This window comes from Nocardia fusca NBRC 14340 (genome assembly GCF_001618425.1).
GTDB classification, from domain to species: Bacteria; Actinomycetota; Actinomycetes; order Mycobacteriales; family Mycobacteriaceae; genus Nocardia; species Nocardia fusca.
Map to the genome: position 1 here is coordinate 274,155 of NZ_BDCU01000016.1, position 23,008 is coordinate 297,162.

A 23,008-nucleotide genomic window follows, 5' to 3' on the forward strand; every position below is an offset into this window, starting at 1 on the left:
TGCGGTTGAAATCAAATCACAATCGATGGTCTCACGCTGCGTCCACCGCGACGACACCACGCCGGATCGCCCGGACGGCCTTGGCCGCGGTGGCCGCGACCTCGGTATCGTCTGCGGTGGTGTGGATCTGATCGAGCAGATCGATCACCTGCCGGCACCAGCGCACGAAATCCCCGGCCGACAGCGGTGTGCCCTGATCGCCGCTGGCCAGCAGCGAATCCACCAGTGCGTCACCTCGTGCCCATTTGTAGATACCGCCCACGAACCCGAGGTCCGGTTCGCGGCTGGGGGCCAGCCGGTGCTCGGACTCGTCGTTGCGCAACCGTGACCACTCGGCGATGGTGTCGGCGACGGCGCGGCGGATCGGCGCGGTCGGTCCGGTGGCGCCGAGATATCCCCCCTCCGAACGCGATTCGTACACCAGAATCGACACCACGGCCGCCAGTTCGGCCGGGCCCAAACCGCGCCACAGCCCCTGCCGCAGACATTCGGCCACGAGCAGATCGCTTTCCGCGTAGATACGGGCCAGCCGCCGCCCGTCCGCGGTGACCTCCCCCTGGTGTACGAAACCGCGTTCCTCCAGCAGCCCGACGATCCGGTCGAAGGTACGGGCCAGCGAATTGGTGGTCGTCGCGACCTTCTGCCGCATCGACTCGGTTTCCCGCGCCACCCGGTTGTAGCGCTCCCCGACCCGGGCCAGCTGCTCCCGATCCGGCCGGCTGTGGGCGGGATGCGCCCGCAGCGCCCGGCGCAGGGCGCCCAGTTCGGCATCGTCGGCGCCCGCGGCCCGTTTGTCCCGGCGGGGGCGGTGCGGTGCGCTGATCCCGGTGCTGCGCAGCGCCGAGGCGAGATCGCGGCGGGTCCGCGCGGTGCGATGGTCCACCCGGCGCGGCAGTCGCATCCGGCCCAGCGGCTGGGCGGGCACCGGGAAATCGGCGACCGAGACCCGGCCCGCCCATTTGTCCTCGGTGAGCACCAGCGGGCGCGGATCACCGGGGGTGGCGTCGGGTTCCAGGATCACGGCCAGGCCCGCCCGGCGACCGGCGCCGATGGCGACCACATCACCGCGGCGCAGTTCGGTCAGGGCGGCGACACCGGCGGTCCGCCGGTCGGTGCGGGTCTGCTGGTTGAGCTGTCGTTCGCGCTGTTTGATACGTTCCCGCAGGCCGAAGTACTCCAGGAAGTCCCCGTCCTCGCCGCCGAGCTGGGCGGCGAGTTTACGCAACTGGCTCTCGTTGCGTTCGATACCGCGGACCAGGCCGACCACCGACCGGTCGGCCTGGAACTGGGCGAAGGAACGCTCGAGCAGCAGCCGCGCTTCGTCGGCGCCCAGCCGGTCGATCAGGTTGATCGACATGTTGTAGCCGGGCTTGAAGGAACTGCGCAGCGGATAGGTGCGGGTGGAGGCCAGACCGGCGACCGCGCTGGTATCGACCTCGGGCTGCCACAGCACGACCGCGTGGCCCTCCACGTCGATACCGCGCCGGCCGGCCCGCCCGGTGAGCTGGGTGTATTCACCCGGGGTCAGTTCGGCGTGGGTCTCCCCGTTGAACTTGACCAGCCGCTCGAGCACCACGGTGCGCGCGGGCATATTGATCCCCAGTGCCAGCGTCTCGGTGGCGAATACCGCTCGGACGAGGCCTTTCACGAACAGTTCCTCGACGGTGTGCCGGAACGCGGGCAGCATCCCGGCGTGATGGGCGGCCAGGCCGCGGTGCAGCGCCTCCCGCCACTCCCAGTATCCGAGCACCTCGAGATCGGCCCGCGGCAGTTCGCCGGTGTGCTTGTCGATGATCGCGTCGACCACCTCCGGATCCGCCGCGCCACCCAGATCCAGCCCGGAGCGCAGGCACTGGGCCAGCGCCCCGTCACATCCGGCCCGGCTGAAGATGAAGGTGATCGCGGGGAGCAGGCCCTCTTCGTCGAGCCGGGCCAGTACCTCGGGCCGGGGCAGCGGCCGGAAGAACCGCCGGGGGCCGCCCCGCCCCCGCGGACCACCCCACCCTTCCATCCGGTCGGCGCTCTCCCGCTGTTTGATGTAGCGAACCAGATCCGAATCGACCAGTACCCGCTGGTCGGAGGATTCGCTGTCGAACAGGTCGAACATGCGGCGCCCGACCATCACGTGCTGCCACAGCGGCACCGGCCGGGTCTCGTCCACCACCACCGCGGTGTTACCGCGCACGGTTTCCATCCAGGCGCCGAACTCCTCGGCATTGGACACCGTGGCCGACAGGCTCACCAACCGCACTTCCGGGGGCAGATGCAGGATCACCTCTTCCCAGACCGCGCCGCGGAAGCGGTCGGCCAGGTAGTGCACCTCGTCCATCACCACATGGGACAGGGAGCGCAACGCGTCGGACGAGGCGTAGATCATGTTCCGGAGCACCTCGGTCGTCATCACCACGACCGGGGCGTCGGAATTGATCGACTGATCGCCGGTGAGCAGACCCACCTGGTCCCGGCCGTACCGCTCGGTGAGATCGGCGAACTTCTGGTTCGACAGCGCCTTGATGGGCGTGGTGTAGAAACATTTCCCGCCCGACGCCAAGGCCAGATGCACGGCGAATTCGCCGACGACGGTCTTCCCGGCGCCGGTGGGCGCGCAGACGAGTACCCCGTGTCCCTCCTCGAGGGCGGTACAGGCCTGGCGCTGGAAGGGGTCCAGCTCGAATGTCAGCTGGACGGCGAACCGGGACAGTTCGGCGGTCAGCGACGCGTTCGGTGTCACGGCTCCGAGACTAATCGAGGAATCCGACACCGGTCGCGCCGATAATTTCCGGGACGGAGCCCGCAGCGGTCAGAGTGTGTCCGAATAGTCCGTGGTCGGGCGACCGGTCCGCTCCGGGGCGGGCACCGTATCGGCCGACGGGATGGGCGTGGCCGGATCGACCGAGGTCGGCGCCTCGATCCGCGAGGCCTCCTCATCGTCGAGGGAGCCCAGCCGGTGCGCCTCGATCCGGGCCCGGCGCCGGTCGTTGAACCGGGCGAACTGCACCGCGAACTCGAACAGCACGGTCAGCGCGAGCGCCAGTGCCAGCATGGAGAACGGGTCCTGCGGGGTGACGATCGCCGCGAACACGAACAGGCCGAAGATGATGCCGCGCCGCCAGGCCTTCAACTTCTCGTACGGCAGTACCCCGATCAGGTTGAGACCGACGACCAGCAGCGGGGTTTCGAAACTGACGCCGAAGATGATCAGCAACTGGATGATGAAACTGAAGTACTGGGAACCGCTCAGCGCGGTGATCTGCACATTGTCGCCGATACTGAGCAGGAAACTCAGCGCGTGCGAGATGACCCAGTAGGCCAGCACCGCGCCACCGACGAACAGGAACGAGCCGGTCACCACGAAACCGACCGCGTATCTGCGTTCCTTCGGATACAGACCCGGTGTGATGAACGCCCACGCCTGATACAGCCAGACCGGGCAGGCCAGCACGACGCCGGCGGTCAGGCCGACCTTCAACCGGAGCATGAACTGCTCGAACGGTGCCGTGGCCAGCAGGCGGCACTCGCCGTCGGGCGACAGCGAGGCACGCGCCGAATCGGGGAGCGAACAGTACGGACCGCGCAGGATCTCGCCGAGGCTCTCCAGCCCGAAGAACGAATGCGCGTACCACAGGAAACCCACGATGGTGGTGACCAGCACGGCCGCCAGCGAGATCAACAGCCGGGTGCGCAACTCCCGCAGATGGTCGACCAGGGACATGGTGCCGTCGGGATTGGTCCGGCGCTTGCTGTGCCGGGGGTCGAACGGAATTCGCATGGTGTGTGGATGCCCTCGTATCAGCGTGCCTCGCTCCGCTCGGCCTGCGGCGCTGCCCGGTGCCCCGGCGATACTCCGCCCGGTATTCGGTCAGGGCCCGGCCGGCAGCGCCGGGTCGACAGCGTCGTATCGGGGTCCGGGTGTGCCCGGAACCGGGGATACGGGCTCAGAGCGTTTTCGACTCGCTCCGCGTCTCCGTCGCCGGCGGCGCCGCCTCCCGGCCGGCCGGCAGTTCCGGAGCGGGCTGCGCGGTCGCGGTGCCCGCGGGCTTGCCGTCATTGTGCATCTCGCTCACTTCGCTCTTGAAGATACGCAGCGACCGGCCGAGACTGCGGGCCGCGTCGGGCATCCGCTTCGCGCCGAAGAACATCACGAACAGCGCCGCGATGATCAGCCAGTGCCAGATGCTCAGACTGCCCATTGTGGTTACCTCCCAAGACTGTGGTCTTTCCGATGCTACCTGGCCCAACGGCGGCATCGAACCCAACCTGGGGCAGATGCCCGCACGTCACACGCCGGTGGCGCACTGTTCACCAGCGCCTCGGGTGGTCGCGGGCGCGCGGAGTGTCCGCCGGTTGTCAGGCGGGCTCGCCGAGTCCCGCGGCCGCATACGCCGCCAGGGCGGCATCGGAGCGGTCCCGGACCGCTGCCACCAGATCGGGCGGGCCCAGCACGGTCACCCCGGATCCGAACCCGAGCGCCAATCGCGCCATCCAGTCCAGTGTGGCGAAACGCATGGTCGCCTCGATACTCCCGTCGGCGTGCACCGCCACCCGGTGCATCGGATACTGGTCCAGCACCCAGCTGTGATCGGCGGTGATCCGCAGTCGCGCCAACGGGACCGCGGGATCGTCCTGGAACAGATCCAGCCCCGCCTCCGTATCGCGCGCCTCCCGCGGCGGGCGGGCCGGTTCGTCGAGTTCGGCCGCCGATTCGATGCGGTCGAACCGGAACAGTCGCACCCCCTCGGCCTCCCGGCACCATGCCTGCAGATAGCTGTTGTCGTCGACGGCGACGATCCGAATGGGATCGACCACCCGGTCCGACACCACATCGCGGCTGGCCGAGTAGTACTCCAGCCGCAGCGCCCGGCGCGCCGCCACCGCGGACCGCACCGTGGTCACCGCCGGCGCCTCGGCGGGCAATTCGCCGACCGGAAGGGCCTCCGTGTCCTCGGCCGGCACCGCGCCGGAGATCGCCGCTTCGAGTTTGGCGATGGCCGAATGCGCGGCGGTCGGGTCCACCATGCCCGGCAGATCGACGATCGACCGCAGCGCCACCAGCACCGCCGTCGCCTCGATCGAGGTCAGCCGCAACGGCCGCTCGATCCCCGCGGTAAACGTGACCTGCACACTCTCCTCCGAAAAGGACAGATCGATCAGGTCACCGGGACCGTAGCCGGGCAGCCCGCACATCCACAGCTGATTCAGATCGGCCATCAACTGCTTGGTCGTGACCCCCAGATCGGCCGCGGCCTCGGCCGCACTGATTCCCGGATTGGCCACGAAATACGGAACCATGTTCAACAGCCGCGACAGGCGCGCCGACAACCGCGTGCTCACAACGCCACCTCCGTCCGGTCGATCACCGAACGCAACCGCGCCACCACATCGGCCCGCAACTCCGCCGGTTCGAGCACCAGTGCATCGGCGCCCAACCCGGTGATCAACCGGGCCAGCCATTGCTGCGATCGGATCGGCACCTCGAGGACACTGCCCGGCCGGCCACCGACGGTCCGGCTCCCCACCACCTCGCCGATCCGGCGCAGGTCCCGGCCCCGGCCCTGCGCCACCCAGATGGTCGCCGACCCGGTGACCGGCGCACTACCGGTCACCCTGGTCACGATCTCCCGCAGATCCGTCCCGGCGGGGGGATGCACGGCGTTACGCGGCCCGTACGCGGTGATCTCCTCCCCGATCCTTGACAGCCGGAAAGTCCGCACCGCATCCCGATCGCGATCGTGCCCCACCAGGTACCAGCGCCCCCGCCAGGTCACCACCCCCCACGGCTCGACGTCCCGCATCAGAAACGGCGCGTTACTGGCACCGCGATGCTCGAATCGCACCGCCTGCCCGGCATCGATCGCCGCGAGCAACTTTCCCAGCACCGGCTCGGACCCGCGCGTGCGCGCCGGTACCGCCGGAATGGCCGCGAACGCGGTATCGGTCTCCACGTGCACACCCCCCGCCCGCAATTTCAGCAGCGCCCCCGCCGCGGCCGCCGCCAGCTCCGGCGACTCCCACATCTGCAGAGCCACCGCCACCGCCGCAGACTCCTCGCTGGTCAGATCGATATCCGGCAGCTCATAGGCGTCCCGGTTGATCCGGTAACCCTCCACCGTCGAAAAACGACCGGACGGGCCCACCTCGAGCGGTATGCCCAGATCCCGGAGCTCGTTCTTGTCCCGCTCGAACATCCGGCTGAACGCCTCGTCGCTGGCACAGTCCTCATAGCCCGCGACGCTCTCGCGGATACGCTCCGCAGTCAGGAACTGCCGAGTCGACAGCAGCGCGATGACCAGATTCATCAGGCGCTCGACCTTGGATATCGCCACCCGAGCAGGATAATGCAGTGTCTATTTGCGGCGCCGCCGGTCGGGGCCTTCGTGACCCCGACCCCTGAGGAGAGAGCATCCGGAGCGGACGGAAGGTACGGCGGGTCCTCGGACGTCGCCTAGACCTCGGCGTTGTGCTCGTCGGTGACGAGTTCGGCGGGAACGCGATAGGTCTCCTGGTCTGCGGTCGACCAGACTTTCGGCCGATCGGCCAGGTAGTCGCGAACCGCCGGGGAGAAGTCGACCTCGTCCAGCTCGTCGTGGACGACTTCGAACCACGCGGTGTTCTCGACCCAGAACCGGTACAGGAACCGCTCGAAATCATCGGCCACCAGGATCAGCACGGAGTTCAGGTGTGCGACGGACGGTACAGGTCCCTCGTCGCAGTACCGTTCACCGGCGGCGACGACCTGGTGGGTTCCGTCGGACAGCATGTGCAGGTACCACAGAACACAGTCCTGTGAATCGGCGAGAAACCGGACGAGGCGGTCGCCGTTACCGAACGGACCGGGGATGGTCGCCTCACTCACGTCCCAATAGCAGTCGGTGCACGACGGGATGGCCTGTTGCAGCTCGGGTCGGTCGAAGAAGGTGGCGAAAACGGCCGGGACCTGGCCCCGCAACGCTTTCGGTAGCGAATCGGCGCCGACGCTCGCACGGACCTCGTCCGGTACCAGCCAACCGAACGTTCCGTCGAAAATGCGATCGGGCAATGCCGGGAGCTGCTCGACCGCGTAGTGGTCGTAGGTGCCGTCGCACAGGCGATAGGGGCCGAGATCGGTACCGATCCAACTCGTCCGAAGATCCATAGGGCGCACGGTAGCGTCGAGCACCGACACGCTCCGGTGTACGAGAACTCACGCGACCGATCCCGTAGGCATACCAGCGCGGTGCGAGTTCGGCGGGATCGGCGCAAGACGACCCCGGCGCCGACCGGACCGAGGTCCGATCGGCGCCGGGGACGACGATCTACATCGATGCGATCAGGCGATCCACCCGTTCGTCCACCGAGCGGAACGGGTCCTTGCACAGCACCGTACGCTGGGCTTGATCATTCAACTTGAGGTGGACCCAGTCGACCGTGAAGTCCCGGCCGGCCGCCTGGGCGGCGGTGATGAAATCACCGCGCAGTTTCGCCCGGGTGGTCTGCGGTGGGGTGTCGACGGCGGCGTCGACCGCGTCGTCCTCGGTGATCCGCTTGGCCAGACCCTTGCGCTGCAGCAGGTCGAAGACGCCGCGGCCCCGTTTGATGTCGTGGTAGGCCAGGTCCAGCTGGGCGATCTTGGGATCGGACAGCTCCATGCTGTAGCGGTCCTGGTAGCGCTGGAACAGCTTGCGCTTGATCACCCAGTCGATCTCGGTGTCGACCTTGGCGAAATCCTGCGACTCCACCGCGTCCAGGGTGCGGCCCCACAGATCGACCACCTGATCGACCTGCGGATCACGGTCCCGGTTGCGCAGATGCTCCACGGCGCGGGTGTAGTACTCGCGCTGGATGTCCAGAGCACTGGCCTGCCGGCCGCCCGCCAGCCGCACCGGACGGCGGCCGGTGAGGTCGTGGCTGACCTCGCGGATGGCCCGGATGGGATTGTCCAGCGCGAAATCGCGGAACGACACCCCGGCCTCGATCATCTCCAGCACCAGGGCGGCGGTGCCGACCTTGAGCATGGTGGTGGTCTCGGCCATATTGGAATCGCCCACGATCACGTGCAGACGCCGGTACTTCTCGGCGTCGGCATGCGGCTCGTCCCGGGTGTTGATGATCGGACGCGAGCGGGTGGTCGCCGAGGAGACGCCCTCCCAGATGTGCTCGGCCCGCTGCGACAGGCAGAACGTGGCCGCCTTCGGCGTCTGCAGCACCTTGCCGGCCCCGCAGATCAACTGCCGGGTCACCAGGAACGGCAGCAGCACGTCGGAGATCCGGGAAAACTCGCCGGCCCGTACCACCAGGAAGTTCTCGTGGCAGCCGTAGGAGTTGCCCGCCGAATCGGTGTTGTTCTTGAACAGGTAGATGTCCCCGCCGATACCCTCCTCCGCGAGGCGCTGCTCGGCGTCGATGAGCAGCTCCTCCAGTACTCGCTCCCCGGCCCGGTCATGAGTGACCAGCTGGACCAGGCTGTCGCATTCGGCGGTGGCGTACTCCGGATGCGAACCGACGTCGAGGTAGAGCCGGGCACCGTTTCGCAGGAACACATTGGAGCTGCGCCCCCAGGAAACGACCCGGCGGAACAGATACCGGGCCACCTCGTCGGGGCTGAGCCGGCGGTGTCCGTGAAAGGTGCACGTCACACCGAATTCGGTCTCGATCCCCATAATTCGTCGCTGCACACTATCGAGGTTACAGCGCGGAGAGATTCCTGCGGGTCAGTGCGGAAAACCCGATGTATACGGCTTGGCAACGATTGGGTCGGCGATCGTTCTGTGCTTGTTCGCCGGGGCGGGCCGGGGTCCTGTTGACCCGGCCACGAAGGCGACCATCCGGAGTCGACGAAAGGTCCGTGCACAGGGGCGTCGAGAAGACATTCGCCCGGGGGCCGGGCAGGCCGACGGCGTTGCCGCGAGCACTGTCGCCGAGCCGCAGCCGGCCGATCCCGGATACAGAGACGGGTCGCGCACCGTTATCCGGTGCGCGACCCGTGTACTCTGCCGCGATTCCGACCGAACGCCTCAGTCGGGGTTCCCTCCGGTGTCCGGCGCGTCGGAGCCGGAATCACCGGTCGAGCCCAGCAGCTCTTCGAGGGCGGTGCGGCCGATCCGGCGGAAGGCCCGCCGCGGGCGCGCCTGCTCCAGGGTCGCGACCTCCAGCGAACCGAACCCGAGGGACCGCTTGTCCTTGTCCGCGCCTTCGCTGGACTGCAGCGCCGAGACCGCCGTGCGCAGCGCCGCGGCCAGATCCAGGCCCGGCCGGTAGGACTCTTTCAGCGCGCTGACGATGGGTTCGGTGGTTCCGCCCATCACCACGTACTCGCGCTCGTCGACGATCGACCCGTCGAACGTGATCCGGTAGAGGACCGACTCGGGCTCCTGCTCCGGATAACCGACCTCGGCGACGCAGATCTCCACCTCGTAGGGTTTGAGCTGATCGGTGAAGATCGAGCCCAGTGCCTGCGCATAGGCATTGGCCAGCGCCCGGCCGGTGACATCGCGACGATCGTACTGGTAGCCACGCAGATCGGCTTGCAGGATGCCGCCCCGGCGCAGATTCTCGAATTCGTTGTACTTGCCGACGGCGGCGAAACCGGTCCGGTCGTAGAGTTCGCTGACCTTGTGCAGGGTCGCCGACGGATTCTCCGCCACGAACACCACACCTTTGTCGTAGGCGAGCACCACGACACTGCGGCCCCGGGCGATACCTTTGCGCGCGAGCTCGGTCTTGTCGCGCATGATCTGCTCGGCGGACGCATACAGCGGCAGGGTCATGCCCGGGCGCTCCCTTCCTCTGCGGCCTGACGGTCGGCGGCGATACCGCGCGCGATCTCCTCGAGCCGGGCTTCGGCCACCTCGACGGCGCCGTCGTCATCGATCACGATCGCGGTCGGGTAGATCCCGCGCAGCAGATCCGGCCCGCCGGTGGCGGTATCGTCGTCGGAGGCATCCACCAGGGCCTCGACCGCGATACGCAGCGCGCGGTCGACGTCGATCCCCTTGGAGTACAGCTTCTTCAGCGAGGTCCGCGCGAACATGGAGCCGGAGCCGACGGCGGTGAACCCGAACCGCTCCTCGCTGCGCCCGCCCACCACGTCGTAGGAGACGATGCGCCCGGCCCGGTCCGGATCGGTGGCCTGCTGGTCGTAACCGACCAGCAGCGGCACCACCGCCAGGCCCTGCAGGGCGGCCGGCAGGTTGTCACGCACCATCTTCGACAGTTTGTTGGCCTTGCCGTCGAAGGTGAGGGAAACGCCTTCGATCTTCTCGTAGTGCTCGAGTTCCACCGCGAACAGGCGGACCAGTTCGATGGCCATGCCCACGGTCCCGGCAATACCGGTCGCCGAGTAGGTATCGGTGATATGGACCTTCTCCACATCACGACCCGCCAGCAGATTGCCCTGGGTGGAGCGCCGGTCACCGGCGATCAGGACACCGCCGCGATAGGACACCGCCACCACGGTGGTGCCGTGCGGTGCGATATCCCCCGCGGCACCGCCGCCGGGATTTCCGGCGGCGGTGGGCTGGCTCAGGGCGTCGAATCCGCTACCCGGCAGGAGATCCGGGGCGTGTTGACGCAGATGTTCGGAAAAGGATGAGAGGGCGTACCCCAGTTGGAGACGCAAGGGGTCACCTGCGGTCACTGGCCACCTTTCTGCACGTAGGCACGAACGAAGTCTTCGGCGTTCTCTTCGAGCACATCGTCGATCTCGTCGAGCAGGTCGTCGGTGTCCTCCGCCAGCTTCTCGCGCCGCTCCTGACCCGCGGCGTCTACGCCGTCGACGCCTTCGTCATCGTCGCCGCCCCCGGCGCGTTTGGTCTGCTCTTGTGCCATCGCAGCCGACCTCCTCTGTTTCCACCGACCGGCCGCGCTCGCGTACCGGACGAATCGTGAGCACCCCTGTGCTCGTTCTTCAACACTACCCAGCCGGGACGACACGTAGTCGGATTACGTCCCACCCCGGTGGCCGCGAGCTCCCGGAGCATTTCCGGCGAACACTCAGGTGGTGAGCTGTCGCACCAGGTCAGCGGCGGTATCTACCCCGTCGAGGAGCTTTCCGACATGCGCTTTGGTGCCGCGGCGGGGCTCCAGGGTGGGAATACGGACGAGCGAATCGCCGCCCAGGTCGAAGATCACCGAGTCCCAGCTCGCGGCGGCGATATCGGCGCCGAACCGGCGCAGGCATTCCCCGCGGAAGTACGCCCGGGTATCGGTGGGCGGTTCGGTCATGGCGTCGAGCACCTGTTGTTCGCTGACGAGCCGTTTCATCGACCCGCGGGCCACCAGCCGGTTGTACAGGCCCTTGTCCAAGCGCACATCCGAGTACTGCAGATCCATCAGATGCAGTTTCGGCGCCGCCCAGCCCAGGCCCTCGCGGCTGCGCATCCCTTCGAGCAGGCGCAGCTTGGCGGGCCAGTCCAGCAGGTCGGCGCATTCCATCGGATCGCGTTCCAGCAGGTCCAGCACCATCGACCAGTTGTCGAGCACATCGCGCACCCGCTCGTCGTCGTCGCCCTGCTCCTCGACGAACTTCGCGACCCGTTCGTGGTAGAGCCGCTGGATCGCCAGGCCGGTGAGTTCCCGGCCGTCGGCCAGGGCGACCGTGGCGCGGAGAGTGGGGTCGTGGCTGATGGTGTGGACCGCGGTGACCGGGCGGGCCAATTGCAGATCGGACAGATCGGCGCCGGATTCGATCAGGTCCAGCACCAGCGCGGTGGTGCCTACCTTCAGATAGGTCGACATCTCGGCCAGATTGGCGTCCCCGATGATGACGTGTAGCCGGCGATACTTGTCGGCGTCGGCGTGCGGTTCGTCGCGGGTGTTGATGATGCCCCGTTTGAGCGTGGTCTCCAGCCCCACCTCGACCTCGATGTAGTCCGAGCGCTGAGAGAGCTGGTACCCCGCGTTGTCGCCGGACTGCCCGAGCCCGACCCGGCCGGACCCGCAGATCACCTGCCGCGAGGCGAAGAACGGTGTGAGCCCGAGAATCACCGCGTTGAACGGGGTTTCGCGGCTCATCAGATAGTTCTCGTGGGTGCCGTAGGAGGCGCCCTTACCGTCGACATTGTTCTTGTACAGCTGCATCCGGGGTGCGCCGGGAACGCTGGACGCGTGCCGGGCGGCCGCCTCCATCACCCGTTCACCGGCCTTGTCCCAGATCACCGCGTCCAGCGGATCGGTGACCTCCGGCGCGGAATACTCCGGATGCGCGTGGTCGACGTAGAGGCGGGCGCCGTTGGTGAGGATCATGTTCGCCGCGCCGACCTCGTCGGCGTCGATCACCGGCGCCGGACCGTTCATCCGGCTGAGATCGAAGCCGCGGGCATCGCGCAGTGGCGACTCGACCTCGTAGTCCCATCGGGTGCGCTTGGCACGCGGCACCCCCTCGGCCGCGGCGTATGCCAGAACCGCCTGGGTAGAGGTGAGGATCGGGTTGGCCGACGGCTCGGTGGGGGTGGAGATTCCGTATTCGACCTCGATACCGATGATGCGCTGCATGAGTTCGAGCGTAGGCGACGGACGGCAAATCATCCGTCGAGTGGTACTTCCGGCCGATGCCGTGGCGTAGCCCGCGACCACATGCTCTGACCATGACCCGCACCGTCGCCGACCCCCTCGCCCCCGGACCGAATCCGCCGCGCCCGCCTCGGCTCGCGGCACTGGATGTGCTGCGCGGAATCGCGATTCTGGGCACCCTGGGCACGAATGTCTGGATCCTGACCGACCCCGAGGGCCTGAGCGGATATCTGCACCGGATCTCGCTCTCCCCCACCGACAGCTGGATGTGGGCCGAGAAGGTGCTGCAACAACTGGCCCAGGGCAAATTCCTGGGTCTGCTCACGGTGATGTTCGGTATCGGCCTGGCCATCCAGCAGACCTCGGCCCGCCGGGCGGGGCGCCCCTGGCCGGGCGGATACCCCTGGCGCGCCGCACTGCTGTTCCTCGACGGCCTCCTCAATTTCCTGCTGATCGCCGAGTTCGACGTGCTCATGGGGTACGCCGTGACGGCGGCGATCGTCGCGTTCCTGCTCACGCGCAGCGGTCGGGCACAGGGCCGGTGGCTCTACGCGATGCTCGGCGTGCACCTCACCCTGATCGCGCTCTACGCCCTCTCGCTGGTCCTGGCGGAGCCCTCCGCGCCACCGGAGCGGACGCCGCTGTCCCCGAACCCGTACGCCGACGGCTCGTTCTGGGATCTGGTGGTGTTCCGGGCCGAGCACGCACTGGCGTTCCGCGCCGAAACGATCGTCATCCTGCCGCTGTCGATCGTGTTGTTCCTGGTGGGCGCTCGTCTGTTCCACGCCGGTGTGTTCCTGCCCGAAGGTGCGCGCCTGCGGCGCCGGCTCCTGCTCGTGGGTTTCGGCGTGGCCGCGCCGATCGACCTGCTGGCCGGTCTGGCCGGCGGCGGCGACCTGGTGCTGATCACCCGCTATGTGGTGGCGCCGGTGGTCGCACTGGGCATCCTGGCGCTGGTCGCCGAGTTCTACGTGCGCCGCTCCCACCACACCGGTTTCGCCGGACGCCGGCTGAGCGAGATCGGCCGGGCCGCGCTGAGCTGCTACATCCTGCAGAACCTGGTGGCGTCGATCCTCTGCTACGGGTGGGGGTTCGGGCTGGCCGCGCGCTTCGCCCCGGAAGCCCGGGTGCCTTTCACCGTCGCTGTATACGTGACCGTGTGCGCGGTGATCGCACTGTTCGCGCACTGCTGGCTGCGCCGGTTCGAACGCGGTCCGGTGGAGTGGCTGTGGCATTCGAGCTACCGGCTCCTGAATCGGGCATAGCCGCCGTGCTGCGCTGATACACCCGCCACAGTGAGCAGACACACCCGGTCGCGGTACTGCTCCGCGCCCGGGTAGCTGCCACCATTGACCCGGCCGTAACGGCAGACGACCGGCCCGTGCACCCGGGCCGGGACGCAGCTTCGACGGAGGACACGATGGGGACCGACAGCACCGGCGACGAACCCGGCGCACACGCCGTACCGAGCGAGGAAGGCGATACCGACACCCGCGCCCGGGTCCGGCGTCGTATCCGTATCTGGGCCGGTCCGATCGTGGTGGTCACGCTGCTGATGGCGCTGCTGTCGACGATGTATCTGGGCTATGTCGTCAACCCGGAGAAGAATCTGCACGATTTCCCGATCGCGCTGGTGAACCAGGACGATGGCGATATCCGCGACGGACAGCAAATAGATATCGGTGACCAGATCACCGCGGCGCTCACCGAGCGCGTCCCGGCGGACAAGGTGGATCTGCGGGTAACCGGCATCGGCGAGGCCCAGCGCCTCCTCGACAACGGCGAGGTCTACGGCGCGATCATCCTGCCCAGCGATCTGTCCAAACGTCTGTCGATCCTGGGTGCGGGCAGTGTGGTGCCCGGCGATATCCAGCAGCCGATGATCACCGTGGTGACCAACCCGCGTACCGGGACCTTCGCCACCCAGATCACCCAGCTCATCGCCCGGCAGGCGCTCACACAGGTGAACGCCGAGGTCGGCAGGCAACTCACGGCAACGGTCGACAGCGAACTGAGCTCCGGCCCCGGGGGCGGCGCCCAGCTCTCCGGCGCGTCCCGGCTGATGCTGGCCGAACCGATCGATGTGCTCATCGAGCAGTACCGGCCGCTTCCGGACGGGACCGGGCAGGGCCTGTCCGCGTTCTTCTACACCTTGCTGGTGGTGCTGGCCGGTTTCACCGGCGCCATGATCGTGCACACCATGGTGGATTCGGCGCTGGGTTTCGTTCCCACCGAGTACGGGCCCTGGTTCGTGCACCATCCGACCTCCCCGCATTCCCGGGTCCGGACCCTGCTGCTGAAGTGGGGGGTGATGGCCGTGGTGGCACCGATCGCCTCGGGGTTGTTCGTCGGTATCGCCACTCTGCTGGACGTACCGCTCGAACACGGCCTGGCGCTGTTCCTCTTCGGCACCCTGGCGATCCTCGCGGTCGGGGTCACTGCGCTGTCCGTACTCGCGGTGTTCGGGTCGGCGGGTCTGCTGATCAACCTGATCCTGTTCATCGTGCTCGGACTGCCCTCGGCCGGCGCCACCATCCCGCTGGAGGCCACCCCGCACTACATGGCCTGGCTGGCCGCCTTCGAACCGATGCACCAGATCTACCTGGGTATCCGCGCCATCCTGTACTTCGACGCCCACGGCAACCCCGGATTGGCGCGCGGGGTCTGGATGAGCCTGGTTGGGCTGGCCATCGGCCTGGTTCTCGGTCTCGTCTTCACGATCCTCTACGACCGCAAGGGCCTGGAGCGCCGCAGCCACCGCTGAGCGGCGGCGCGGGTCCGGCCGGCGATACCGGCCGGACTGCGCAAGATCGGTCAAGCGCAGCGGCCGGCCGACCCGCCAGACTCGACGGGTGAGCAACCGACGGGACCGACTGCGGGAACTGCTGGACGCCGTTCTCGACGAAGACAACACCACGCTAGGGCAGATGGCCGCCGGCGCGTACGCCTCGCGTTACCACTTCGCCCGGCAGTTCAGTCGCGGTACCGGCGAATCCCCGGTGGGCCTGCGGCGGCGGGTGCTGCTGGAGCGCGCGTGCTGGCAGCTCGGCGGCGGCGCGGCCGTCACCGAGGTGGCCTTCACCGCGGGCTACGACACGGTGGAGGGGTTCAGCAGGGCGTTCACCCGCGCGTTCGGTCACCCACCGAGCGCGACCCCGCCGCTGACGGGCCGGACACCGCGCTGGCTGCCCGCAGCGAACGGAATCCACTTCCATCCGCCCATGTCGCTCTGGGTCGAGGGGGAACCGAGAGGACGATCCGATATGGACCCGACCGCACTGCTGCTGCACCACGACCTCGAGGACACTGCCCTCCTGGTGAAGGCGGCCATCGGGTTGACCGAGGAGCAGTACCGGCGAGCCCGGGGCAGCACCGGGACCGTTCTCCCCTGGGACGGCCCCGAGGACTCGATCGCCGCGGTACTGCACCATCTGATCCGCAGCAAGGAGTGCTGGTTGGCCTCGATCGAGGGAGCCGACACCCCCGCGGCCGGCGACGACGACCCACCCGCGCTCATGGCACGCCTCGACGAGGTAGGCCCCCGATGGCTGGATACGGTCCGCGAGATCGACCGGCGCGGCGGCTGGGGCGACACCCTGATCGATGCCCTGTGCGAGCCGCCGGAGAGTTTCGTCCTCGGCAGCGTGATCGCGCACGTGCTCACCTACTCCGCGTATCGCCGCCAGCTGGTGCGGTACTGGATACGCGTGACATCACCCGATGATGCAGTCGGCTGGGGCGACCCGATCGACTGGCTGCGAAGGAGAGAGTGAATGACCACCCCGGCGACCGGGCCCCGGACCGTCTACTACACGGCGAGCAGCCTCGACGGCTTCATCGCCACCCCCGACCACTCCCTGGACTGGCTGCTGTCCCGGGAGGCCGACAACGACAACGGCCCCATGGGGATGGCCGCGTTCATGGCCGGTGTCGGCGCGATCGTCATGGGCGCCAACACCTACCAGTGGCTACTCGACAACGAGAGTGCGCAACCCTGGCCCTACGAGGTCGCGACCTGGGTCTGCACCCATCGCGAGTTCGCTCCGCGCACCGACGGCGATGTGCGCTTCACCCAGGACCCGGTCGAACTCGTCCACAAGTCGATGACCGAGGTGGCGGCCGGTAGGAACCTGTGGATCGTCGGCGGCGGCGAACTCGCGGGACAGTTCGCCGATCGCGGCCTGCTCGACGAGGTGATCGTCTCGATCGCCCCGGTGACCCTCGGCGCGGGCGCACCGCTGCTGCCACGCCGGCTGGAGCTGCGGGTCGACGAGGTGGCGGGCAACGGGGAATTCGCCTGTGCGCGCTACACGGTGGTGGCACCGAACGGTTGACCCGGCGCCGGCGCGGTCGTCCGACGCGGCGACCGCGCCGGCCCGAGGAGCGCAGTCGGGCGACCCCACCCGCAACAGGCGCCCGGCTGCAGCAATCGCGCAGGTACGCAGAAGCGCACGGCCGAAGCGCACACGCAGGTATCCAGGAAGCGCACGGCCGGAGCGAACGCGGAGGTACGCAGAAAGCGCACGGCCGGAGCGAACGCGGAGGTACGCAGAAAGCGCACGGCCGGAGCGAACGCGGAGGTACGCAGAAAGCGCACGGCCGGAGCGAACGCGGAGGTACGCAGAAAGCGCACGGCCGGAGCGAACGCGGAGGTACGCCTATCCGGAGGAAACCGAGGCCGTCCAGGAGGCGAAGGCGCTGGGATTACGGGTCTGCAGCAGGACCCGGCCGGGCCCGACGAAATCGAAGACCAGGCCTTCACCGGATTTGAGCGACTGGAGGGAGCGGCCGGAGACCGCACGCCGGATGGTGAACCGGATGGCCAGGTCGTAGGCGACCACATGCCCGGTATCGATGGTGACCGGCTCGCCGGGCGCCAGGTCGATGACATCGATGGCCCCGAACACGCCGACCACGACTTCGCCCTCGCCCGACGCACGCAGGCCGAAGCCGCCCTCACCACCGAACAGGTTGGCGAAACCACCCCATTTGCTCTCCACCTGAACACCGGTCGAATTCGCGATCCAGCCCCCGCGGCTGATGAAATACGGCCGGTCCGGTCCGATCTGCAGAGCCAGCATGTCTCCGGGCAGCGACGGCGCGACATCCACCCAGCCACCCTGCTGCGGCGCGGTGAAGGTGGAGACGAAGAATGATTCGCCCGACAGCATCGACCGTTTCAAACCGGCCAGGATGCCGCCCTCGGCCTTGGCCTCCAGGCTCACTCCCGCCGAATGCGCCACCATGGCACCGGATTCCACGCGGACCGGCTCACCACCGGCGAGGACACACCGGGCCACCGTCGACGACGGGTTGTGCCGCAGTTCAACTTTCATGAGCCGACACTACCGCCACCGAGGGTGTGACAGTACGGTACCGGTGACAGTCCGTACCGGTGCCGTACGTGCGTTTCCGGGGCCGGAGCGGTGGCCGATCACCGCCGTCTTCGCGTGGCGAACGGCCGGTCGGCCCTCGACCGCCGGGCACCGGATGCCGGAATGTTCCGGCGCTTTCGGGGCGCCGGTCCCATCCGCTCCCCTTCGCGCTACGCCCCGGCAACCGCCGCGGGCTCAGCCCAGCGAATCCAGCGCATCCGCATCACGGGCGATGATCGCACGCCCGGCGGTGAACACGAGAGGGCGTTGGATGAGCCGCGGATGCTCGGCCAGCGCCTCGAGCCACCGGTCCCGGTCCGCCTCGGTCCGGCCCCACTCGGCCATCCCCAGTTCCTTCGCGATGTCCTCACCGGTGCGGGTGATATCCCACGGTTGCGCGCCGAGCCGGTCGAGCGCCGCGCGGAGCTCCGCGACGGTGGGCGGCTCGTCGAGGTACCGGCGGACCGAGTACTCGATTCCGGCTGCGTCCAGATGTGCCACGGCGGCCCGGCTCTTACTGCAGCGCGGATTGTGCCAGATCTCGGTTTCCGGAGTGTTCATGGTGGCGAGCGTAGCCCGCTACAGGTGCATCCATTCCGGCCACACCTGCGACCACGGCCCAGGCACGAGAGGCTACGCGGGTGGCGTAGCCGCGGTCCGACCACCGAGGTAGCCCGGCAACGACCGAGGCCGCGCCCCCAGGGGAGCGCGGCCTCGGTGACTGTGCCGGTTACAGGTACTGGCCGGTGTTCGACTCGGTGTCGATCGCCCGGCTGGCACTGGCGTTCTTACCGGTGACCAGCGTGCGGATGTAGACGATCCGCTCGCCTTTCTTACCCGAGATACGGGCCCAGTCATCCGGATTCGTGGTGTTGGGCAGGTCCTCGTTCTCGGAGAACTCGTCCACGATCGAATCGTAGAGATGCTGGATCCGCAGACCCGGGTTACCGGTGTCGAGCACGGCCTTGATGGCGTACTTCTTGGACCGGTCCACGATGTTCTGGATCATGGCGCCGGAGTTGAAGTCCTTGAAGTACAGGACCTCCTTGTCACCGTTGGCGTAGGTGACCTCCAGGAAGCGGTTGTCCTCGCTCTCGGCGTACATCCGGTCCACCACCCGCTCGATCATCGCGCGGACGCAGGCCACCTTGTCGCCCTTGAACTCCTCCAGATCGTCGGCGTGCAGCGGCAGCCCCTCGGTGAGGTACTTGGAGAAGATGTCCTGCGCGGATTCGGCGTCCGGCCGCTCGATCTTGATCTTCACGTCCAGCCGGCCGGGCCGCAGGATCGCGGGATCGATCATGTCCTCACGGTTGGAGGCGCCGATGACGATGACGTTCTCCAGCCCTTCCACGCCGTCGATCTCGCTCAGCAGCTGCGGCACCACGGTGGTCTCCACATCCGAGGAGACGCCGGAACCGCGGGTGCGGAAGATCGAGTCCATCTCGTCGAAGAACACGATCACCGGCGTCCCTTCCGACGCCTTCTCCCGGGCCCGCTGGAAGATGATCCGGATATGGCGTTCGGTCTCACCGACGAACTTGTTCAGCAGCTCGGGGCCCTTGATGTTCAGGAAGTAGGACTTCGCCTCCTTGGCATCCTCACCCCGCGCCTCGGCGATCTTCTTGGCCAGCGAGTTCGCCACCGCCTTGGCGATCAGCGTCTTACCGCAGCCGGGCGGACCGTAGAGCAGTACACCCTTGGGCGGGCGCAGCGCGTACTCGCGGAAGAGATCCTTGTGCAGGAACGGCAACTCCACGGCGTCGCGGATCTGCTCGATCTGGCGGCCGAGACCACCGATGTCCTCGTATCCGACATCGGGAACCTCCTCCAGCACCAGATCCTCGACCTCGGCCTTGGGGATGCGTTCGAACGCGAACCCGGCCTTCGTATCGACCAGCAGGGAGTCACCGGGCCGCAGCTTGCGGATCGGCGAGTCCGGATCGTCCAGATCGTCGGCCTCGGCGAGCCTGGACAGCGGGCCGGACAGCCAGACCACCCGCTCCTCGTCGGCATGCCCGACGACCAGCGCGCGGCGTCCTCCGTCGAGGATTTCCCGCAGCGTGCCGATCTCCCCGATCGCGTCGAACATCCCGGCCTCGACCACCGTCAGCGCCTCGTTGAGACGGACGGTCTGGCCGTAGGCCAGGGTCGCGGTGTCGATGTTCGGCGAGCAGGTCAATCGCATCTTGCGGCCGGAGGTGAACACGTCGACGGTCTGATCCTCGTACACCCCGATCAGAATCCCGTAACCGCTCGGTGGCTGACCGAGCCGGTCGACCTCCTCACGCAACGCGACGAGTTGCTGCCGCGCTTCTTTCAGGGTATCCATCAGCTTGGTGTTGCGAATGGTCAGCGAATCGATACGGGCTTCCAATTCCCGTGTGCGATCCGGTGAGTCGGCGAGTTGCCTCCGGAGTGCAGCCGCTTCGGCGCGTACTGCCTCGAGTTCTCTCCAGGCCGCCGAATCCGAATTCTCGATGGGGCTCATGTGCTGCTCCTCCCAGTCCCGGTCTATCAACGCTACCGGGCGCGGCCCGTTTGCGCTGTCCGACACGATTTCGTCGTGATCACATCTGGTCCGCGGCCATCTGCAGGTCACACCATGTTAGCCTCCCCTAACCCAACTATGGTGGGCATGCTCACCGACTAGCCGAAAGGTTGCCAGATATGCAACTTCCCGCACGGACACGGCGATTGTCCCGCGTCGCGGCGGCTACCGCCGCGGCCGCCGCCCTGGCGCTGGGCCTCACGGCCTGCGGGTCCGACGACGACGGCGGCGATACCGCCGCCGCCAGCAGTGTCGCGGCCACCACCAGCGCCGCGGCGCACGAGGACGATGACGACCACGGCGACACCGCGCCCGCGCCCACCGCGCAGAGCCTACAGTCCAACCTCGAGCAGATCACAAACCCGGACGTCCCGGTGGACGAGAAGGTGAAGCTGATCGACGACGGCGAGAACCGGCGGGGCCTGCTCGAGCAGCTCAACGCCGCCCTGCAGACCTATCGCGGGATCACCTTCCAGGTCGGTGAGGTCACCGTCGACGGGGAGACCGCCACCGGACTGACCACCATCACCAGCCCCTCCGGTCAGAGCGCACCGCCGATGCCGCTGACCTGGGAACACGAGGACGGCACCTGGCGGCTGTCCGATGCCAGCGCCTGCGTGCTCTTCGGGTTCGCACAGATTCCCTGCTCCCCCGCCTGACCACCACGGGCCCGCGGGACCACGGGGAGCCGGTGCTCCGGCTCCCCGTGGTCCCGCGACCGTCCGTAACGCCTCCGCTCAGCCCTTCGACGGCCGGCGCTGCGGTTTCGGGGTAACCACCCCCTCGGCGAGCCGTCGTGCGCTCACCAGGAAGGCCGTATGCCCCTGCATCCGGTGTTCGGGACGCACCGCCAGACCCACCACGTGCCAGCCGCGCACCATCGATTCCCAGGACCGCGGTTCGGTCCAGCACTGCTGCTCACGCAGGGCCTCCACCAGCTTGGAGAGCTGGGTCACCGTCGCGACGTAGACCATCAGCACCCCGCCGGGCACGATGGCCCGCGATACGGCCGGTAGCGCGTCCCACGGCGCGAGCATGTCCAGGACCACGCGGTCCACCCGCTCCCCCTCGTAATCGGCCACGTCACCGACGGTGAGCTGCCAGTTCGCAGGCCGTTCGCCGAAGAAACGCTCCACATTGCGGACGGCGTGCTCGGCGTGGTCCTCGCGGATCTCGTAGGACACGACCGCCCCGTCCGATCCCACCGCGCGCAGTAGTGAGCAGGTCAGCGCACCCGACCCCGCCCCCGCCTCCAGCACCCGGGCGCCGGGGAACATATCGCCCTCGTGCACGATCTGCGCGGCATCCTTGGGGTAGATCACCGCCGCCCCGCGCGGCATGGACATCACGTAATCGGTCAGCAGCGGGCGCAGGGCCAGATACGGCGTGCCGTTGTTGGAGTGCGCGAGGGTGCCCTCGTCGGCGCCGATCAGGTCGTCGTGGGCGATGGCGCCGCGGTGGGTGTGGAACTGTTTACCCGGTTCCAGCAGCACCGTGTACAGCCTGCCCTTGGCGTCGGTCAGCTGCACCCGGTCGCCGACGACGAATGGCCCGGTCCGTCTGGCCGTCATGGATCTCCGTTCACGATGAGGACTGCGCCCGGGCCGATCACCGGGCGCGGCACCGTGTCGGTGCCGCCGGATAGCCTGCCAGGTATGTCAGCGCCACCGAGCACGCCCCCGGCCGGTTCCGGCCTCGAACCGGCACCCGCCTCCGCCCGACCGGCGTTGTCCCCTTCGCGCGCAGCCGATTTCAAACAATGCCCGCTGAAATACCGGCTCCGCACCATCGACCGCATTCCCGAGCCGCCGACCCGCCAGGCGGTGCGCGGCACCGTCGTACACGCCGTCCTCGAAGATCTCTATGCCCTGCCGGCCGCCGACCGCGATCCCGACCACGCGACCGCGCTGGCCGAACCGGCCTGGACCCGGGTGCTGGCCGAACGCCCCGAAGCGGCCGAACTCCTCGCCGCCGGGCTCGACGTCGCGTCTTTTCTCGACGAGGTCCGCGCCCTGGTGCGCACCTACTACCGGCTGGAGGACCCCCGCCGGTTCGATCCCGAATCCTGCGAGACCCGGCTCGAGGTCCGGCTGCCCGACGGCGCCCCGCTGCGCGGTTTCGTGGACCGGATCGATGTGGCGCCCACCGGGGAACTACGCGTGGTGGACTACAAGACCGGCCGGGCGCCCGGGCCCACCCAGGAGACGCGGGCGCTGTTCCAGCTGAAGTTCTACGCACTCATGCTGCTGCGCACCCGCGGTGTGGTTCCCGCCCAGCTGCGGTTGATCTACCTGGCCGACGCCGAACTGCTCACCTACACCCCCGACGAGGACGAACTACTCCGCTTCGAACGCACCCTCACCGCTCTGTGGGGCGCGGTGCGCGCAGCCGGCCGGACCGGAGATTTTCCACCGAATCCGAGTTGGCTGTGTGATTACTGCGCCTACAAAAGCCTGTGCCCGGCATTCGACGGAACGCCCCCGCCCTACCCCGGCTGGCCCGCGGACGACGAACCCCCGGCCGAATCCTTCGCCGAATCGGTATCGGAATGAGACTGTATATATTGCCCCGCCTGCGGCGGGGCGGGTCGGGGCCC

Annotated in this window: 21 protein-coding genes; 6 read left to right on the forward strand and 15 right to left on the reverse strand. The window is 68.1% G+C overall.

Going from position 1 to position 23,008, the window contains the following annotated elements:
- Nucleotides 1-31: 31 nt before the first annotated feature.
- The 11 genes from NF4_RS06330 to dop form a co-directional block, all read right to left on the reverse strand.
- Nucleotides 32-2,731 carry a DEAD/DEAH box helicase gene (locus NF4_RS06330; protein ID WP_063126340.1) on the reverse strand — a complete coding sequence of 900 codons (2,700 nt, stop codon included), beginning with the start codon at nucleotides 2,729-2,731 and terminating at the stop codon, nucleotides 32-34.
- A gap of 69 nt (nucleotides 2,732-2,800) precedes the next feature.
- Complete coding sequence (tatC, locus tag NF4_RS06335; RefSeq protein ID WP_063126341.1) at nucleotides 2,801-3,769, reverse strand: twin-arginine translocase subunit TatC; 969 nt, start codon at nucleotides 3,767-3,769, stop codon at nucleotides 2,801-2,803.
- A gap of 166 nt (nucleotides 3,770-3,935) precedes the next feature.
- Nucleotides 3,936-4,190 (reverse strand): Sec-independent protein translocase subunit TatA, encoded by a 255-nt coding sequence (gene tatA, locus NF4_RS06340; RefSeq protein ID WP_063126342.1) that lies wholly within the window; start codon nucleotides 4,188-4,190, stop codon nucleotides 3,936-3,938.
- 157 nt (nucleotides 4,191-4,347) lie between these two features.
- Complete coding sequence (locus NF4_RS06345) at nucleotides 4,348-5,331, reverse strand: helix-turn-helix transcriptional regulator (protein ID WP_063126343.1); 984 nt, start codon at nucleotides 5,329-5,331, stop codon at nucleotides 4,348-4,350.
- Nucleotides 5,328-6,323, reverse strand: coding sequence for a helix-turn-helix transcriptional regulator (locus NF4_RS06350; RefSeq protein WP_157120029.1), 996 nt, complete (start codon nucleotides 6,321-6,323; stop codon nucleotides 5,328-5,330). Before NF4_RS06350 ends, NF4_RS06345 begins: the two co-directional genes overlap by 4 nt.
- Nucleotides 6,324-6,442: 119 nt before the next feature.
- A complete protein-coding gene (locus NF4_RS06355) occupies nucleotides 6,443-7,132 on the reverse strand; it encodes a hypothetical protein (protein ID WP_063126344.1) in 690 nt (229 codons plus the stop codon).
- A 160-nt stretch (nucleotides 7,133-7,292) separates the two neighbouring features.
- Nucleotides 7,293-8,651 carry a Pup--protein ligase gene (gene pafA / locus NF4_RS06360; RefSeq protein ID WP_198165236.1) on the reverse strand — a complete coding sequence of 453 codons (1,359 nt, stop codon included), beginning with the start codon at nucleotides 8,649-8,651 and terminating at the stop codon, nucleotides 7,293-7,295.
- A gap of 339 nt (nucleotides 8,652-8,990) precedes the next feature.
- Nucleotides 8,991-9,743 carry a proteasome subunit alpha gene (gene prcA / locus NF4_RS06365; RefSeq protein WP_063126346.1) on the reverse strand — a complete coding sequence of 251 codons (753 nt, stop codon included), beginning with the start codon at nucleotides 9,741-9,743 and terminating at the stop codon, nucleotides 8,991-8,993.
- Entirely contained in the window at nucleotides 9,740-10,612 is an 873-nt protein-coding gene (prcB, locus tag NF4_RS06370) for a proteasome subunit beta (RefSeq protein WP_063126347.1), read from the reverse strand. Before prcB ends, prcA begins: the two co-directional genes overlap by 4 nt.
- Complete coding sequence (locus tag NF4_RS06375) at nucleotides 10,609-10,803, reverse strand: ubiquitin-like protein Pup (RefSeq protein ID WP_030521323.1); 195 nt, start codon at nucleotides 10,801-10,803, stop codon at nucleotides 10,609-10,611. The genes prcB and NF4_RS06375 overlap by 4 nt, the downstream gene beginning before the upstream one ends.
- Nucleotides 10,804-10,968: 165 nt before the next feature.
- The gene (dop, locus tag NF4_RS06380; RefSeq protein WP_063126348.1) at nucleotides 10,969-12,468 is read right to left on the reverse strand and encodes a depupylase/deamidase Dop; all 1,500 of its coding nucleotides are present in this window, start codon (nucleotides 12,466-12,468) and stop codon (nucleotides 10,969-10,971) included.
- Between the two features lie 92 nt (nucleotides 12,469-12,560).
- Between dop and NF4_RS06385 the strand changes: the two genes are divergently transcribed.
- From NF4_RS06385 to NF4_RS06400, 4 genes are all read left to right on the forward strand, one after another.
- Nucleotides 12,561-13,751, forward strand: coding sequence for a DUF418 domain-containing protein (locus NF4_RS06385; RefSeq protein ID WP_084532885.1), 1,191 nt, complete (start codon nucleotides 12,561-12,563; stop codon nucleotides 13,749-13,751).
- 155 nt (nucleotides 13,752-13,906) lie between these two features.
- Nucleotides 13,907-15,250, forward strand: coding sequence for a YhgE/Pip domain-containing protein (locus NF4_RS06390; RefSeq protein ID WP_084532886.1), 1,344 nt, complete (start codon nucleotides 13,907-13,909; stop codon nucleotides 15,248-15,250).
- 88 nt (nucleotides 15,251-15,338) lie between these two features.
- Nucleotides 15,339-16,259, forward strand: coding sequence for a helix-turn-helix domain-containing protein (locus NF4_RS06395; protein WP_063126349.1), 921 nt, complete (start codon nucleotides 15,339-15,341; stop codon nucleotides 16,257-16,259).
- Entirely contained in the window at nucleotides 16,260-16,820 is a 561-nt protein-coding gene (locus tag NF4_RS06400; protein ID WP_063126350.1) for a dihydrofolate reductase family protein, read from the forward strand.
- Between the two features lie 324 nt (nucleotides 16,821-17,144).
- On the opposite strand, the gene NF4_RS06405 is transcribed toward NF4_RS06400, so the two are convergent.
- The 3 genes from NF4_RS06405 to arc all read right to left on the reverse strand — a co-directional run bounded on the left by NF4_RS06405 (nucleotide 17,145) and on the right by arc (nucleotide 20,352).
- Nucleotides 17,145-17,822 (reverse strand): TIGR00266 family protein, encoded by a 678-nt coding sequence (locus NF4_RS06405; RefSeq protein ID WP_063126351.1) that lies wholly within the window; start codon nucleotides 17,820-17,822, stop codon nucleotides 17,145-17,147.
- A gap of 234 nt (nucleotides 17,823-18,056) precedes the next feature.
- Nucleotides 18,057-18,422, reverse strand: coding sequence for an arsenate reductase family protein (locus NF4_RS06410; protein WP_063126352.1), 366 nt, complete (start codon nucleotides 18,420-18,422; stop codon nucleotides 18,057-18,059).
- A 169-nt stretch (nucleotides 18,423-18,591) separates the two neighbouring features.
- Nucleotides 18,592-20,352, reverse strand: coding sequence for a proteasome ATPase (gene arc / locus NF4_RS06415; protein ID WP_063126353.1), 1,761 nt, complete (start codon nucleotides 20,350-20,352; stop codon nucleotides 18,592-18,594).
- Between the two features lie 179 nt (nucleotides 20,353-20,531).
- Between arc and NF4_RS06420 the strand changes: the two genes are divergently transcribed.
- Nucleotides 20,532-21,071, forward strand: coding sequence for a WKL family lipoprotein (locus tag NF4_RS06420; protein ID WP_063126354.1), 540 nt, complete (start codon nucleotides 20,532-20,534; stop codon nucleotides 21,069-21,071).
- Nucleotides 21,072-21,149: 78 nt separating this feature from the next.
- Here the strand turns inward: NF4_RS06420 and NF4_RS06425 are convergent, their stop codons facing one another.
- Nucleotides 21,150-21,983: a tRNA (adenine-N1)-methyltransferase gene (locus NF4_RS06425; protein WP_063126355.1), complete on the reverse strand. Its 834-nt coding sequence runs from the start codon at nucleotides 21,981-21,983 to the stop codon at nucleotides 21,150-21,152.
- A gap of 84 nt (nucleotides 21,984-22,067) precedes the next feature.
- On the opposite strand from NF4_RS06425, the gene NF4_RS06430 reads away from it, so the two are divergent.
- On the forward strand, nucleotides 22,068-22,964 hold the full coding sequence (locus NF4_RS06430; RefSeq protein ID WP_063126356.1) for a RecB family exonuclease: 897 nt from the start codon (nucleotides 22,068-22,070) through the stop codon (nucleotides 22,962-22,964).
- The last annotated feature ends 44 nt before the right edge of the window (nucleotides 22,965-23,008 follow it).